Annotated in this window: 17 protein-coding genes; 11 read left to right on the forward strand and 6 right to left on the reverse strand. The window is 61.6% G+C overall.

Annotated elements, in window-relative coordinates; all coding sequences use genetic code 11:
- Positions 1–16: 16 nt before the first annotated feature.
- Together KOL99_RS01795 and mazF are read left to right on the forward strand one after the other, a co-directional pair.
- Positions 17–259 carry an AbrB/MazE/SpoVT family DNA-binding domain-containing protein gene (locus KOL99_RS01795; protein WP_216508787.1) on the forward strand — a complete coding sequence of 81 codons (243 nt, stop codon included), beginning with the start codon at positions 17–19 and terminating at the stop codon, positions 257–259.
- Complete coding sequence (mazF, locus tag KOL99_RS01800) at positions 256–600, forward strand: endoribonuclease MazF (RefSeq protein WP_216508788.1); 345 nt, start codon at positions 256–258, stop codon at positions 598–600. The genes KOL99_RS01795 and mazF overlap by 4 nt, the downstream gene beginning before the upstream one ends.
- 7 nt (positions 601–607) lie before the next feature.
- Here mazF and KOL99_RS01805 read toward each other — a convergent pair whose 3' ends face one another.
- Positions 608–1201 (reverse strand): TetR/AcrR family transcriptional regulator, encoded by a 594-nt coding sequence (locus tag KOL99_RS01805; protein WP_216508789.1) that lies wholly within the window; start codon positions 1199–1201, stop codon positions 608–610.
- A gap of 186 nt (positions 1202–1387) precedes the next feature.
- On the opposite strand from KOL99_RS01805, the gene KOL99_RS01810 reads away from it, so the two are divergent.
- From KOL99_RS01810 to KOL99_RS01850, 9 genes are all read left to right on the forward strand, one after another.
- Positions 1388–2950, forward strand: coding sequence for an acetyl-CoA hydrolase/transferase C-terminal domain-containing protein (locus KOL99_RS01810; RefSeq protein ID WP_216508790.1), 1563 nt, complete (start codon positions 1388–1390; stop codon positions 2948–2950).
- Between the two features lie 224 nt (positions 2951–3174).
- Complete coding sequence (locus KOL99_RS01815) at positions 3175–3357, forward strand: hypothetical protein (protein WP_216508791.1); 183 nt, start codon at positions 3175–3177, stop codon at positions 3355–3357.
- Between the two features lie 44 nt (positions 3358–3401).
- Positions 3402–4115: a DUF3108 domain-containing protein gene (locus KOL99_RS01820; protein ID WP_216508792.1), complete on the forward strand. Its 714-nt coding sequence runs from the start codon at positions 3402–3404 to the stop codon at positions 4113–4115.
- A 340-nt stretch (positions 4116–4455) separates the two neighbouring features.
- On the forward strand, positions 4456–5058 hold the full coding sequence (locus KOL99_RS01825; protein WP_216508793.1) for a nitroreductase family protein: 603 nt from the start codon (positions 4456–4458) through the stop codon (positions 5056–5058).
- Between the two features lie 45 nt (positions 5059–5103).
- On the forward strand, positions 5104–5880 hold the full coding sequence (locus tag KOL99_RS01830) for a DODA-type extradiol aromatic ring-opening family dioxygenase (protein WP_216508794.1): 777 nt from the start codon (positions 5104–5106) through the stop codon (positions 5878–5880).
- A 134-nt stretch (positions 5881–6014) separates the two neighbouring features.
- Entirely contained in the window at positions 6015–6605 is a 591-nt protein-coding gene (locus tag KOL99_RS01835; protein WP_216508795.1) for a hypothetical protein, read from the forward strand.
- 136 nt (positions 6606–6741) lie between these two features.
- Positions 6742–7635, forward strand: a complete 894-nt coding sequence (locus KOL99_RS01840; RefSeq protein WP_216508796.1) for a YMGG-like glycine zipper-containing protein — start codon at positions 6742–6744, stop codon at positions 7633–7635.
- 262 nt (positions 7636–7897) lie between these two features.
- A complete protein-coding gene (locus tag KOL99_RS01845; RefSeq protein WP_216508797.1) occupies positions 7898–8254 on the forward strand; it encodes a hypothetical protein in 357 nt (118 codons plus the stop codon).
- A 28-nt stretch (positions 8255–8282) separates the two neighbouring features.
- On the forward strand, positions 8283–8660 hold the full coding sequence (locus KOL99_RS01850; RefSeq protein WP_216508798.1) for a hypothetical protein: 378 nt from the start codon (positions 8283–8285) through the stop codon (positions 8658–8660).
- A gap of 56 nt (positions 8661–8716) precedes the next feature.
- On the opposite strand, the gene KOL99_RS01855 is transcribed toward KOL99_RS01850, so the two are convergent.
- The 5 genes from KOL99_RS01855 to KOL99_RS01875 all read right to left on the reverse strand — a co-directional run bounded on the left by KOL99_RS01855 (position 8717) and on the right by KOL99_RS01875 (position 15465).
- Positions 8717–9721 (reverse strand): rhodanese-like domain-containing protein, encoded by a 1005-nt coding sequence (locus KOL99_RS01855; protein WP_216508799.1) that lies wholly within the window; start codon positions 9719–9721, stop codon positions 8717–8719.
- A 101-nt stretch (positions 9722–9822) separates the two neighbouring features.
- Positions 9823–10560, reverse strand: a complete 738-nt coding sequence (locus KOL99_RS01860) for a LytTR family DNA-binding domain-containing protein (RefSeq protein ID WP_216508800.1) — start codon at positions 10558–10560, stop codon at positions 9823–9825.
- A gap of 91 nt (positions 10561–10651) precedes the next feature.
- The gene (locus KOL99_RS01865; protein WP_216508801.1) at positions 10652–11137 is read right to left on the reverse strand and encodes a VOC family protein; all 486 of its coding nucleotides are present in this window, start codon (positions 11135–11137) and stop codon (positions 10652–10654) included.
- Between the two features lie 189 nt (positions 11138–11326).
- Positions 11327–12592, reverse strand: a complete 1266-nt coding sequence (locus KOL99_RS01870; RefSeq protein WP_216508802.1) for a porin — start codon at positions 12590–12592, stop codon at positions 11327–11329.
- A gap of 599 nt (positions 12593–13191) precedes the next feature.
- Positions 13192–15465: a nitric-oxide reductase large subunit gene (locus tag KOL99_RS01875; RefSeq protein ID WP_216508803.1), complete on the reverse strand. Its 2274-nt coding sequence runs from the start codon at positions 15463–15465 to the stop codon at positions 13192–13194.
- Positions 15466–15645 lie beyond the last annotated feature (180 nt).

Below are 15645 nucleotides of genomic sequence, written 5' to 3' on the forward strand. Positions count from 1 at the left end.
GGCAAAGGAGAGCTACATGGTGGCAAAAGCTCAAAAATGGGGCAACAGCTTAGCGGTGCGCTTGCCAAAGTCAATGGCGGCTGAGTGCGGTATTGAAGCGGATTCACCGGTAGAAATCACCAGGCAGGAGGGGTGCATCGTCATCAAGCCGATCCTTAACAAGGCCCTTTCACTGGACACCCTCCTTGATGGAATCAACGAGGAAAACCTGCATGCAGAGGTTGCTAGCGGCAAACCTGTCGGAAGGGAGTTGCTATGACCGCGGTGTGCTACGTTCCCGACAGAGGAGAGGTGGTGTGGCTAGATTTCGACCCTCAGGCTGGGCACGAGCATGCAGGCCGGCGCCCCGCTTTCGTCCTGTCGCCGCGTAGCTACAACAAGAAAACGAGCCTCATGCTCTGCTGCCCAATCACTTCACAGGTAAAGGGTTACCCCTTCGAAGTGGCAGTTGCAGGGGTTACCACTGTCCGGGGCGTGATATTGGCCGACCAGGTGAAGTCGTTGGACTGGCAGGTAAGACGAGTTGAGAAAGGTGGCAGGGCAAGCAGGGAAGTGCTCGAAGAAGTAGTCCTGAAGATCCGCGCCATCCTGGAAGGATAACTCCCCCCTACTTTGCACCGACCCCGGAAGTGAAGATCTTCAGGTACTGCTGCACCAGGTCCTCGTCCCGCTCCGGCGAATGGCTGATCAGGTTCTCGGTGGCCAGGCTGCTCAGGAAGAAGTAGTTCACCATCCCCGCCAGCGCCAGCGCCGCGTTGGTAGGATCCACATCCTCGCGGAACCGCCCCTGCCGTTGCCCCTCCTCGATCGCCTTGGCCATGATCACGATCACCTCGTCGATCACCGGCATCACCAGCGTGCTGAAAAAAGCGGTGGGGTTGGTGAGTTCGCTGGTGTAAAAGCGCAGCAGGTACGGGTTGTCCCGGTGCCTGCGGAAGGTCCAGCGCAGGTAACTCTCCACCATCTCCACCGGGTCGCTGACCCGCTCCCTAATTTCGTGGATCTCGGCAAAGCAGGCGAACTGCCGCTGCAGCACCGCGGAGTAAAGCCCCTCCTTCCCCCCGAAATGATACGAGATCATCGAGATGCTGGCCCCCGCCGCCTGGGAAAGTTCCCGGATACTTACCCCATGCAGACCCCGCTCCGAGAAGAGCTGCGTCGCCACATCCAATAACTTCTTGTTGCACTCAGATTTTTCCATTGCCTACCCCGGCCAAGTGATTCGCGCGCGCCAACATTAGCAAAAAAGCCCGCCAAATACCAATTCTATATTGCAAATAAAACAGCGTACTGTTATGTTGTATTCGCCCGAACGATCGTTCGATAACGACAGTTAATCTTCCCGCCGGCAGAGCGGGATGACATCAGCTAAGGAGGATGCAGAGTAATGTCTGAATTGCACAACAGGATCAGAAAGTCCAGCCTTCACTCCCGGATCACCACCGTCGACCAGGTAATACCCATGTTCAAAAACGGCATGAGCCTCGGCTGGTCCGGCTTCACCCCCGCCGGCTACCCGAAGGCGGTGCCCATCGCCCTCGCCGACCACGTCGAGAAGAACCAGCTGCAGGGGAAACTGAGGTTCAACCTCTTCATCGGCGCCTCCGTCGGTGTCGAGACCGAGGACCGCTGGGCCTCGCTTGACATGATCGACCGCCGCTGGCCCTACCAGACCGGCAAGAACATCCAGGCCGGCATCAACGAGGGGCGCATCCGCATGGGTGACAAGCACCTCTCCATGTTCGCCCAGGACCTGGGCTACGGCTTCTACACCAAGGACAACGGCGGCCGTCTCGACCTCGCCATCATCGAGTGCTCCGCCATCACCGAGAACGGCGACCTCGTCCTCACCGCCTCCTGCGGCGCCGTCCCCGAGATCGTCCAGATCGCCGACAAGATCATCATCGAGATCAACACCTCGATCCCCAACTTCGAGGGGCTGCACGACATCGTGGAACCGATCGCGCCGCCCAACCGCCTCCCCTACCTGATCTGCCGCGTCGACGACCGCGCCGGTTCCCCCTACGTCCGCGTCGACAACGACAAGATCGTCGCCATCGTCGAGTCGGACAAGCCGGACAACGGCCGCGCCTTCAGCGAACAGGACGACACCTCGGAAGCGATCGCCGCGCACATCATCGACTTCTTCTCCGCCGAGGTGAAGGCGGGGCGCCTGCCGAAAAACCTCCTGCCGCTGCAGTCCGGCGTCGGCTCCATCGCCAATGCCGTCATCGGCGGCCTGGCCAACGGCCCCTTCACCGGGTTGAAGGTCTGGACCGAGGTGCTGCAGGACACCATGCTCGACTTCTTCGACTCCGGCAAGCTCGACTTCGCCTCCACCGTGTCGCTCTCCTTCTCGGTGGACGGCTTCAAGCGCTTCTACGGCAACTGGGACAAGTACTCGAACAAGGTGATGATGCGCCCGCTCTCCATCGCCAACCACCCCGAGCCGATCCGCCGTCTCGGCTGCATCGCCATGAACACCCCGGTCGAGTTCGACATCTACGCCCACGCCAACTCGACCCTGGTCGGCGGCACGAGGATGATCAACGGCATCGGCGGCTCCGGCGACTTCCTGAGAAACGCCTACCTCTCCATCATGCACACACCGTCGGCGCGCCCGACCAAGACCGACCCGACCGGCATCACCTGCGTCGTTCCGCACGTGCCGCACGTGGACCACACCGAGCACGACCTCGACGTCCTGGTCACCGAGCAGGGTCTCGCCGACCTGCGCGGGCTCGATCCCAAAAGCCGCGCCAAGCTCATCATCCAGAAGTGCGCGCACCCCGACTACAGGCCGCTTTTGGCGGACTACTTCGAGCGCGCCGCGCACGACTGCCTGGGCCGGAAGGCCGGCCACGAGCCGCAGCTTCTTGACCGCGTCTTCAAGATGCAGGTGAACCTGGCCAAGAAGGGGACCATGAAGATCGACAACTGGGACATCTAGTCACCCCACCGCACCGGAAGTCAGCAAAGCGGCAGGACGCCAAAGAGGCTCCTGCCGCTTTCTATTTGAGCGACCGGACACCAAGGATCTATGGCAGCCGATACTTCCTTCTGCGCCGTCACCGATCCTCAGCAAAAGATTTTTCTCATAGAGTCATTTTTTTCGCCGAAATGATGCAATGACGGTACAACACTGTACTCTTATTGCCATTGAGGAGGTGATCTATGAGAATAACCATGAGCGACTATGTCGGCAGCAGTTGCGAAGCTTCAAGCAACTCCCACCAATTCGTCTACCTCTGGTTTCGAACCGGGGGCAACCCTTGCCTTCAGTGCGGCGTCAAAACGGAAACCTGCGACTGGTATCGCCAGTTGGCCCGCACCAACCGCCGGGCCGCCGAAGCCTGAACATACCTTGTTAAAAAATTCACCTATTGCTGTACCCTCTAGGGATGGCAAAGCTCCCCATCCTGATATGCCCCATCCTCGCCCTTGTTCTCATGGCCGCACCGGCATCGGCCTTTCCCGTACCCGAGCGCCTGGTCTACGAAGCGACCTGGTCCGGCATCAAGGCCGGCTCGGCCATCCTGGAAGTGACCGCCCAGGATGACGAACTGCGCCTTACCAACACCATCCGCTCGACCGGGGTCGTCTCCGCCTTCTTCAAGATCGACGACCGGACCGAATCGGTCACCACCCGCGCCGGCAAGCCGAAATTTTTCCGGGAGAACAAGCGCGAGGGGAGTTACCGGGCCGCGCGGGAGGCGACCTTCAACTTCTCCACCCTCAAGGCCAACAGCGTCGACCTCGTCAAAAAGGTCGAGCAGACCGACACCATCACCCCCAGGACCTACGACAACCTCTCCAGCATCTACTTCATACGCGGCGCCGAATTGATCCCGGGGCGCTCCATCTCCTTCGACATCTACGACACCAAGCGCTTGTGGAACACCGAAGTCCGGGTGGTGAAGCTGCAGGAATTGACGACGCCGCTGGGCAAATTCAGGACCGTGATGGTGACCTCCCGCCTGAGGCATGACGGCGAGGAGGCCAAGGTCGGCAACGCCACCTTCTGGTTCACCGATGACAGCCGCAGGATCCCGGTGCGGATCACCACGACCATGAAGGTGGGCGAGGTCACCCTGACCCTGGTGGGTGGCATCTAGCGTTTAGCCGTTTAAAAGCCGCTGCACTCCCCCTCTTTTCCAGCCTCTCCACGACTCCTCCCCCCCCTGCGCGTTCCCCCCTCGCCCTGCTCCGGACTCCCCACGCACCGCATCTGAATTTTTTGTAGTGGTTACGGCGTTCCGTCCCGGCGCGGGCGTTCCTTCCCCCGGCCAGGCCTTTTCCCGTCATGTCCGTTCTCCATTGCCGTGCGCGCGCAAGCGCTCATCACGCCACAATGTCGGTGCTAAAAAACACCTTGACTTTTAAAAGACCAGATATTAATTTGATATTAAATCATATGACATCAAAAAAACGCCACGCAACAGGGGAGACACGGCCATGAAAAAGAACTTAGCGGACGCCATCAAAGACAGGAGAACCTACTATGCACTGACCAAAGAGCAAGTGGCGAGCGACGAGCGCATCCACGAGCTCGTAGGTCAGGCGGTACAGCACGTGCCGTCCTCCTTCAACTCGCAGAGCAGCCGGGTGCTCATCCTCCTCGGCGCTCAACACGACCGGCTCTGGGACCTCACCAAGCAGGAGCTGAAAAAGATCGTCCCCGCCGAGAGCTTTGCCGCCACCGGGCACAAGGTCGATACATCGTTTCGCAGCGGCTACGGTTCCATCCTCTACTTCGAGGATACCGCCGTGGTCCGGGGGCTCCAGGAGCAGTTTCCCGCGTACAGCGAGAACTTCCCGGTCTGGTCCCAGCAGTCCTCCGGGATGCTGCAGTTCGCCGTCTGGACCGCCCTGGAAGCGGAAGGGTGGGGCGCCTCCCTGCAGCACTACAACCCGGTCATCGACGATGCGGTGCAACGGGAATGGAACGTCCCGGCGAGTTGGAAGCTGGTCGCCCAGATGCCTTTCGGAAAACCTGCCACCCTGCCGCCCCCCAAGGAATTCCAGCCCGTCGAGGCGCGCGTGAAACTGTACAAGTAGCCGGGCGGCACGGGAGACCGGGCCCCCTGCAAGAGGAGAACAATCATGTCAGCCAGATTTCCTGCAGTATTCGTTTCCCACGGCTCCCCCAGCATGGTTTTGGAGCAGTGCCCGACGCGGGATTTTTTGCTAGGGCTTGGCCGGGACCTTGGCAGGCCAAAGGGTATCGTGGCGGTTACCGCCCACTGGAATACGGCCACAGCGCGGGTGTCCGGTCACCTGCAGCCGCCGACCATCCATGACTTCGGCGGTTTTGCCGAGGAACTGTACCAGCTGGGCTACCCCGCTCCCGGAGACCCGGTGCTCGCCAAGCGCGTCCTGTCCCTGCTGCACGCCTCGGGAATCGAGGGGGAGCGCGACCTCTCCCGCGGTTTCGACCACGGCACCTGGGCGCCTCTCATGCTCATCTATCCGGATGCCGACATCCCGGTGGTCCAGCTCTCGGTCCAGCCGCAGCTTGGCGCGCGGCATCACCTTGCCCTGGGGGAAGCCCTGCGCCCTCTCAGGGACGAGGGTGTCCTCATCCTGGCCAGCGGGTCGGCGACCCATAACCTGAGGGATTTTTTCGGCCGGGCTTTGGATGACGAGCCGCTTCCCTACGCCAAGGAATTCGCCTCGTGGCTCAGGGAGGCGGTGGTTCAGGGGCGCGTCGACGACCTTTTGGCCTGGCAAGAGCGCGCGCCGCACGCCCTGCGCAACCACCCCACACCCGAGCATTTCCTCCCCCTGCTGGTTGCCCTTGGAACCGGCGGCCCTGGCTCCATGCTCCACGACGGGTTCACCTACGGCGCGCTCTCCATGGCGGCCTTCAGGTGGGACTGACCCCGGAAAAACGAAGAGGCGCCGAAACCTGTTGCGGGTCGAGCGCCTCTTCATATACCATGCACCACGGCCCACGTCGTCGTCCGGGCCTTCCGGCCAGGCCCGGGAACTCAGTAGCGTGATACAAGCGAGCCATGACAGAACCTTCGTTGTACTCTGCGCCGACAGAAGCGCTTTTTTCCGTCTTGCAGCTCTTCCTGATACCAGTGGGAGGCGGCATCCCCGCCGGCGTCCTTCTCGCCAAATCAAAGGGGCTCGCCTGGCCGGTCACCACGCTCCTCTACCTCGTCTCTGATGTCATCCTGGCCGTCCTTTTCGAACCCGTACTGCGGGTGCTCGCCTTCGTCTGCGGCAAGATCTCGTTCCTGCGCCGGATCAGCGCGATCATGCGGGCCGCCAACGCCCGCAGCGCCGCGCAGTTCCAGGGCACCGCCACCGGTCCCGTAGCGCTCGTCATGATCGCCTTCGGCGTCGACCCCATGACCGGGCGGGCCTCGGCGCTCGCCGCCGGACACGGCTTTCTTGCGGGATGGGCCTTCGCCATCGCCGGCGACATGCTCTACTTCGCGGTGATCGCCTTCTCAACCCTGCGCCTCAACAAGTACATAAAGGACCCGGACACCACCATGTGGATCATCCTAGCGCTCATGCTCCTGGTGCCGATGGTGGTGCGCCGCTTGAGGTCGGGACGAACGCCGTACCAGGCACAGGAGAACGGCGCCTGAGGCGAGCGGAACCAATTTCCACATTTCTGCCACATTGCTTCCCTATTTCGTGGCTATGGTAAGGGCGTGTGATGGGGGATGTGCCGCTGGAGGCTGGCAGCGGCCGGCAGGTAGAGCCACACGGAAGGGGGTATCAATGAAAAGACGGATCACATCGCTTTTTGCGCTGCTGGCCCTGGGAGGGTGCGTGACGGTGCCGACCGGCCCGAGCGTCAAGGTCCTCCCCACCAGGGGCAAGTCCTTCGAGACCTTCATGAAGGAGGACGCGACCTGCAGACAGTGGGCGAATTCCCAGGTGGGTTCGCCGGTGCAGGAAACCTATGACAAGAACGTGGCGACCAGCGCGGTGGTGGGCACGGCGGTCGGCACCGGCGTCGGGGCCGTGCTCGGTTCCGCCTCGGGCAACACCGGGGCCGGCGCCGCCATCGGTGCCGCGACCGGGCTTTTGTTCGGGGCCGCGGCGGGTTCCGGTTCGGCCCAGGTCTACGGCGCGCAGGCGCAGCGGCAGTACGACAACGCCTACGTCCAGTGCATGTACACCTACAACAACCAGGTTCCCGGAACCGCCACCGTCGCGGCGCGACCGGTCGCACCGCCGCCGGCCCGGGTGGTAACTCCCCCTCCGCCGGAGGCCGCCCCGCCGGTCATGGCGCCTCCCCCGCCTCCGCCGCCGGAGAGAATCGTCCCGCCTCCTCCCGAAGAGTACGAGGCGGAACCGCCCGAATTCGTCTACTCGCCGCGGCTGGATGCCTACGTCGCCGTCGGCGTCCCGTACGAACTGGTCTACACCGGCAACGAATACTACTACTTCAGCGGCGGCAACTGGTACCGCGGCGCCTACTACAACGGCCCCTGGAGCTACGTCCCACGCAGCGCGTACCCTCCCGTCTTCGTGCGCTACGAGGTGGTCAACATCCGGCACTACCGCGACGTCGAATACCGGCGCTACGTGCGCGACCGGGGCCACTACGACGGCCGGGTCTACCGCCCCCAGTACCGCCGCGTGGTGAGGCATCGCCCCGGGTACTGATGTCGCTGTTTTTTCCTCCTGGCCACCAAGGGCACCCGGCGCTAACCGGGTGCCTTTTTTCATTCCGCGCGCGCTCTCCCCAGTTTTCAGCCACCGCCCCCCTTCAGGCTCCCTTGCCGCATTGACAAACCTCCACGTTAAGTTATTTTCATTTAGCTTGGGATGACGCGGATCTTTTCAGCACCAGAAGCCGCAGCGGCAACCTTGCCGGCATGACCATGACGCCATCCTACGCGGGATGCCGCAACCGAGGAGGTACTGCATGAAAGGCAAAGCGATAGGGGCTGCCCTGGGCGTCGCGGGAATGGTGCTGTGGTTCATGCCGCTGGTGAAGGTGGGCTTCAACGTCTACGTGGCGGGGAGACAGATCGGCAATATCAGTTACATTCTGGTGGTTTGCTCCCTCGCCTACACCATTGCTTCATTCTTCGAACTGCACCGGCTGCGGGTCATCGCGGCGACCATATCGACCGCCATCAGCATGCTTTTCCTTTCCGAGGCGTGGAGCAACGCGGCCTGGGGCCTGTACGGCCTCAACATCGTCTCCATAGCCAGCTGGCTCGCGGCGGTATTCGATTGGGACACGGGCAAGCAATCAGCGGAGGACCTGCAAAGCTAAGCCAACCGGAGCGGAGCAAGGAGGCGATATGGACCACAAGACGAAAGGCGTGGTACTCGGTCTGGCCGGCGTGATCCTGTGGTTCATGCCGCTGGCCAACTTCGGCTTCATGGGACTGGACATCTACCAGGCCGGCTCGCACATCGGCGGCATCAGTTACCTGCTGCTGGCCGCATCGGCGGCGTACGCCGTGCTCTCCTGGTTCGAGCAGCATCAACTGAGGATCATCGCCGCCAGCATCGCCACCGCCATCGGACTGATGTTCCTGGTCCAGTTCGGCGAGCGCGCGGCCTGGGGGTTGTACCTGCTCATCGTCGTTTCCGGCGTCGGCTGGATCGTTGGGTACTGCGACGAGCAAAAGCGCAAGAAGGCACCGCAAGAGCCCCAAGGCGCCGGCGGCCAGTGACCGTCATCCCTCAAACGAAAAGGCACTCCGCCTGACGGAGTGCCTTCCCCTTACCTCTACTTTGTACCTTCCACCGGGTAGCTCCTGTTTTCGGTCATGCTCAGCATGAACGCCTTCATCTTTCCCAGCCCGTCCGTATCGTCGTTCCACCCCAGCGTCCCGAAGCGGAGGTCATAGGCCTCGTACCCCAACTGGCTCAGCAGGAGCGTGGCGGAGGCCGCCATGTGGCCGATGTAGCAGACCACCACGATCTTCCGGTCCCGCGGCAGCTTGCCGAGGCTCTCCTTGCTGGCGATCTGGTTGAAGGGGATGTTGATCGCCCCCGGCACGTGCCCCGCGGCATAGTCCTCGGGGCGCTGGATGCTGACCACGAACACCCCCTTGCCCCCGTCTTTGCCCTCCTCCCGGAACAGCTCGCTTCGGTCCATGAACAGGTTCCTGCCGGAAGTCAGCACGGCGCGGGTTCGCTCGGTAATCAGCTCGTTTCCGTCAGCCGCCTTGGCGGCAACCTCGGGAAGCCTCTGCCCCGGCGCGGCTTCCTGCTTTTTCGCGCTCACCGGGTATTTCGGTGAAGGCGTATAGGGCGCGGCGGATTGGGCGCTGTTCCAGTGGTTGAGCCCCATCGGCATCGCGGTGGCGCTGTAGCCGAGCTGGTTGAAGTACAGCGACGCCACCATGGAGCGGTGCCCGTCGTCACAGGTCAAGACGATCTTTTTGTCGCGCGGCAGGAGATCGAGGGACTTCCGCTCGGTGATCTGGTCGAACGGGATGTTGACCGCGCCCGGCACGTGCCCCTTGGCGAAGTCGGCGCGGGACTGCAGGCTCACGATGAAGTATCCCAGCTCGCCGCCTTTCACGACCTCTTCATACACGTTCTCGGCCGTCATGAACGGGGGAGCCGCGAAGAACGTCGTGCTCCTCTTCAGGATCTCCTCGGACAGTTGCGCCGACCCCTTTGCCTCAGCGGACGTGGAGGCGGCGCCGGCCCATACCGGGAGCGCGAGGCAGATCAGCATGATTGCGACTCGTAGGATGAAATTGCGGCTGGTGCGGATGTTCATCGATATTCTCCTTCGCATTGAAATCCCCATGCGGGGGCGGTGTCGTGGTGGGCACTATCCCACTACGACCGGCAACGCTCAAGGGGAATTTGATGAACGGGTCAATCCCGTGGATGAACGGTGCCGGTTGAGGCAAGGGCTTTCTTGACGGCAGGCACCAGGCGCCGGGAAACCGGGACGGCGGGAATGGCAGGTTCGTGGAAGGAGACCATCATGCGGCTGTCGTCGGCGGGGCCGATGGCCTGCACGTGGCGAAGGTTCACCACGAAGCTCTTGTGGACCTTGAGAAAATCGGAGGTGGGGAAGCGCTGCAGGACCGCCTTCAGGCTCATCAGAAGGTAGAACTTTTTGGTGCGGGTATGGATGCGGCAGTAGTTGCCGTCGGCCTCGATCAAGTGCACCTGGTCAGCCGAGAGGAAATGAAAAGCGCCCTTTTCGTAGATCGGCATCTTCTTCAGTTCCAGGTGTCCGCTCATCGGATTGGTGCGGGCGCCGGTCTGCTCCGACAGGTCCATGAAGGAGACCGCCCAGGCCAGGGGGCTGTTGGGAACCACCAGGCGCGACAGGCTGATCATGAGCACCTTGCCGAGAAAATCGATCACCATCGACTTCGGCATCGCCCCCTGCTGCCCCGACAGCTCATCGAGGATGCCGCGCACCTTTTCGCGGCTCTTCGCGGGGTGCATCTGAAAAAGGTTCTGCCCGATGGGTCCAATATCCGGGTCCGCAATGCGCAAGGCATGTTCATTCATGCCGAGCACCTGCCACTCCTCCGACAGGAGGACCAGACCGATCTCGACGCTATTTCCTTGCTCGTTCAGGTACTGTTCCAGTGACATGAACTGGACTTTAGCCCACTTCCAATAATTGATGCAAGCAAAACGCAGCCGCCCCCATCTCATCCCTTGGGGAACTCCCCGGCAACTCCCCTCACCCCCGGCGCGCAGCCTCTATGGCGGCGATGTCTATCTTCACCATCTGCATCATCGCATCAAACGCGCGCTTCGCCGCAGCAGGATCCGGATCCGTTATCGCCTCCGTCAGCGCCACCGGCGTGATCTGCCAGGAGATGCCCCATTTGTCCCGGCACCAACCGCACACGATCTCCTGCCCTCCGTTGCCGACGATCGCGTTCCAGTACCGGTCGGTTTCCTCCTGATCGGTGGTCGCGACCTGGAACGAGAACGCCTCGTTGTGCTTCACCTCGGGTCCCCCGTTGAGCCCGAGGCAAGGGATTCCCATCACGGTGAACTCGACCGTCAGTACGTCACCTTTCTTCCCCGACGGGTAATCACCCGGTGCGAGGTGGACCGCGTCGACGGAGGAATCCGGAAACACCTCCGCGTAAAAGCGCGCCGCCTCTTCCGCGTCGCCGTCGTACCAAAGGCATATGGTGTTTTTTGCCTGCTTTTTCATGTCATTTCTCCTTTGCAATAGCCACTGATGCCGAAGCAGGACCAAACTCTATCAGCGGCTACCCGATTGTCAAAATCTCCGTGCCCCTCCTGCAATCACATTCATCCTGTCCATCTACAACGAACACGGGCGCACCCCGAATGGGATGCGCCCGTGATGAAGCAACGACAATTCCTGCGTTCTGCCGGACTACCAGTAGATAAAAGTCCCGATGGCGCCGATGTTGGCATCCTGAGTTGCCCCGTTGAACCAACGGTCCTGCGCCCAGGTGTACTCGCCGATCACCTGGACGAACTTGTTCACGTTGTAGGTCACCGCGACCACCGCCGCCTGCTGTTTCTGGATGTTCAGGTCGGTATCGTTACCCGCCAGCTCCGCCCTGCTCTGGCCGTAGTTGAGCCCCAGTTTCCACGCGGGGTTGACCTGGTAGGTCGCCTGGTTCAGGAAGCCCCAGTTGGTCCTTTCCTTGCCGTCCGCGGAAAGCGCGTCCGCGCCCTGCATCCCCAGCATGCCGAGAGCCTTGCCGCCGTAGCAGGAGGTAAGCAACTGGAGACCGTGAATATCGACCTGCACGCCGCCCGCGCCGCCAAGAGACGTCACGTGCCCGCCCGGGCGAACCGCCGGGACCACGTGCTCAGGAGTGATGCTTCCGTCGGGATTCAGCGTTACCGGAACAGTGACGAACGTAGCGTCCGAGAAACTCGCCTGCTGGTACAAGCCGGAGACCCAGGTCTGGAACTTTCCGCCGGTGAAGGTCGTCGCGTAGGAAATTTCGGTTTCCAGGCGCGGGACGTTGCGGATCGTCGCCGCCCCGATGTTGTTGGTATCGTTCACGCTGACTGCCACCTTCAGGCCATTGAGGTCAGGAGTGGTGTACCTGATCTGCGCCCCGAAGTTCGGGTAAAGGTAGCCGTAACCGATGTGTCCCATGGTCGGCCCGTTGTCCACCGGCCCGATCACCCCCGCCCCGAAGAGCGTCATGTCGGTCAGGATGTTCTTGGCCTGGTACAGGTTGATCGCGCGGCCGGCGAGGATCTGGCCGAAACTCCCCGTCGCCGTCATGTTGATCTCGCGGAAGTCGATGTTGGGCGAGAGGTCGGTGCGGCTGCCGCCGTTGTTCTGGACCTGCGGGTACAGTCCCAGGCGCACCGCGTAGTCCACGCCGTTGGTGGTCGGAGCCTGGATATTGAGCCCCACGCCCACCGGCAGCAGGCCGGTCCTCACCCTGAACTGCTGCTGGCTCTCGCCCGTCCCGGTCTGGTCGCCGCCGATCTCCCCGCCGATGACGCCCGCCGGGCGCCGCCCCACCGACTCGTAGGTAGCGAACACGTTGAGGAAGCCGTCGGTGGAGAACTTCCACCCGTTGGTCCCGCCTATCTCGAAAGCCTGCACTGACTGTGCGCTCGCTGCGACAGCCAGTACCGCTGCCAGCATCGTTATTTTCCGTTTCTGCATTTACCCTCCTGGTTTTATTGATTCATTACACTAGCGAAAGTATGTAAAAGCGGTGTCTCTGTCACAACCGCTGTTGGTTGATCTACTAGAAATTCGTTTTTGTATTACATTATCAGGAGCGATTTTGTTGAGACCTATCTCTTCCGGGCATCACTATTGGCCCAGTAACGCTCTCACAATATGGCGCATACAGTTTAATAGAATGCCTTTATAGCAACTGCCGTACCTACATCGGGTTGGCTGTTACTATTCAAGTGCTGAAGTGCCGTTACCCTGTGTAAACAAAGGGGAGTTGGTGAGGGAGGTGCATCAGGAAAGGAAAGGAACATCTTGTGTGGTGGAATAAAACGGAACAGCGAGGGCGGTCCATGCTGGAACATGTACCGTTTTTGGAACACTTAGCGGCAAAAGCGGTTGACAGGGATGAAGGGGATGAAAGGGATGACGGCAGATGATGTGATGGCATGCGCCAGGGGGGATTACGTCCCCCCGGCAGGACATGGAATGGCCCAATTTCATGGGCCTCTTGCTGCTTGCGTCGACATCTTAAGGGTGATTACGCGGTAGGGCATGCTCGTTCTCCTTTTGAAGCGCACCGGCTATCCTTTGCCGGGCTCCCGCACCTCGCGATTGCGGTTCGCGAACATCCGGACCGCCAGGTAGACCACGGGGAGGATCCCCACCAGGAAGAGTATGTCCCCCGGCAGCCGCAGCCACTCGAATAATCGCACCAGCGGGAGCAGGAAGAATTCTGGCTGGCGACCTTCCCAGTACGACGTCGCCAGAATCTGGTTCAGCTGCAGCATGCCCACGGGGAAGAGGTTGATGAACAGCATCAAGGCCAGTCCGATGTTGGTGCACCAGAAGGCGATGCCCATGGCACGGTCACTCGCCCGGTCCATCGGGAGGAAATACCTCGCCACGAACATGAAAAACCCGAGCGACAGCATCCCGTAGACACCCATCATGGCTCCGTGCCCGTGGTTGGCCGTCCACTGGGTCCCGATCTCGTAGTAGCTCACGATCGGGAGGTTGATCAGGAACCCGAACACCCCTGCCCCGAGGAAGTTCCAGAAACCGACCGCGATCAGGAACATCACCGCCCACTTGTGGGGGAACACGTTTGCCTGCGTGCTCAGCATCGAGCTTCCGGCCGGAGCCCCCAGCCGCATGAATTTCCACGCCTCGTAGGTGAGAAGGAGCAGCGGGATGACCTCCATCGCCGAAAAGAACGCCCCGAGGGCCATGTGGATCTCAGGCGTGCCGCTGAAGTAGAGATGGTGCATGGTGCCGATCACGCCCCCTATGGAATAGAGGATGATGTCCAGGTAGATGATGGTGGTCGCCACCCGGGCGCGGACCACACCCAGCAGCAGGAAGACGTAGGCGACCATGATGGTGGTGAAGAGTTCCAAAAAGTCCTCCACCCAAAGATGCACCACCCAGAATCTCCAGAACTCGATCTGGCTGAAGTGGGTCGTTTTGCCGAACAGCATCCCGGCTGCGTAGAAGAGCGGAATGGAAATCGCGCTGTAGATGAAAAGCCACGGCATGTTGCCCGGGTGCTCCCCCTTCAGCCGGTCGGCCATGCCCCGGATCAGGATCACGAGCCAGATGAGCATCCCCGCGGTCAGAAGTATCTGCCAGAGGCGCCCCAGGTCGAGGTATTCCCACCCCTGCGTTCCGACCCAGAACCAGGGGCCGGAGGTGGCAAGCTTCCCGAGCAGGCTCATCGCCTCGCCGGAAAGGCTGCCGAGCACCACGACCACCAGCGCGCCCAGGAGGATGAGGGCGAGCTTGTCCTGGTGGCGCGGCTCCTTCCCCGCGATCATCGGCGTCAGGAAGATCCCCATGGCGAGGAAGCTGGAGGCAACGAAGAAGAGGGCCAGTTGCACATGCCACATCCTGGAGAGGTTGTAGGGGAGAAAGTCGCCCAGCGACAACCCGTAAAATCCGGCGCGCTCCACGTGGTAGTGAGCGTTAATCCCCCCCAGGAGACCCTGAAGCAGAAACAGCCCGGCCACGACCAGAAAATACCAGGCCACGGTGCGCTGCGACGGCGTCAAGCGCGTGTCCTGGGGAGCCGGATACTTCCCCTGAGGGGCTTCTTCCGAACCGTGCCAACCCAGCGTCTCGTAGCGGCCGAAGAGGAAGAAGATCAGGCCGGCGCCGCACAAAAGGGCGACAAGGCTGATCACGCTCCACATGAGGACCCCCGGGGTGGGCCGGTTTCCCGCCAGGTCGTCCGGAGGCCAGTTGTTGGTATAGGAATGGTTGGTCCCGGGGCGCGTGGCCGCGCTCACCCAGGCAGCCCAGGAGAAGTAGGCGGTGAGTTTTTTCACTTCCTCCTGGTCCTGCAGGTACGGGCGCCGCAATCCCTTTTGCGTCTCGACCGGCCCGAACATCTGGCCGAAGTAGGCGATGAGATCGGTGTGGGCGCTGGCCTGCGCCGGGGTGAAGGTGAGTGTACCGGTCCCCGGATCGTAGTTGTTCGCCTTCAACTCGGCGCGCACCTTCTCGGCCGCCTCAGCCTGCGGAAGCCCTTGGGTCAGGTAGTAGGCGTGTGCCTTGAGGCCGCTTGTGTGCAGGTACTCCGCGGTGAAGTCGGGCCCGAGGTACGCGCCATGACCGAAGAGCGTGCCGTACTGCATCAGGCCATACTTCTGGAAAAGTTGTTGCCCGGCAAGAACGTCCTGCTTGCTGTAGAGCACCGCGCCGTCTGCCGACCGCACCTCGCGCGGAATCGGAGGCTGGCCGGTTCCGGTCCGGTATGCCAGGTAGCCCAGCACCGTGAACCCGAAAATAAAGGTGACAATGGCAGTCACCAGCCAAGCGGGTGAGAGGATCATGTTCTTCTCGCGAACCACGTCCATGGCAGCCTCCTTTTCCGGCGAAGTAGCTTTATAAGTATGGTAACGACCGGTGGTGTGAAACCGGCCATGCCTACAGGGGAGATCGTGAGCAGAAACGGGAAATGTACAGCGGGGCAGCAGGTGCAGTTTAGGAGGTAAAGGGGGGGGCTACAGTCCCTGTTCTCCCCCCCAGGTGTCGGC

This window comes from Geomonas azotofigens (assembly GCF_018919395.1).
Taxonomy (GTDB): Bacteria; Desulfobacterota; Desulfuromonadia; order Geobacterales; family Geobacteraceae; genus Geomonas; species Geomonas azotofigens.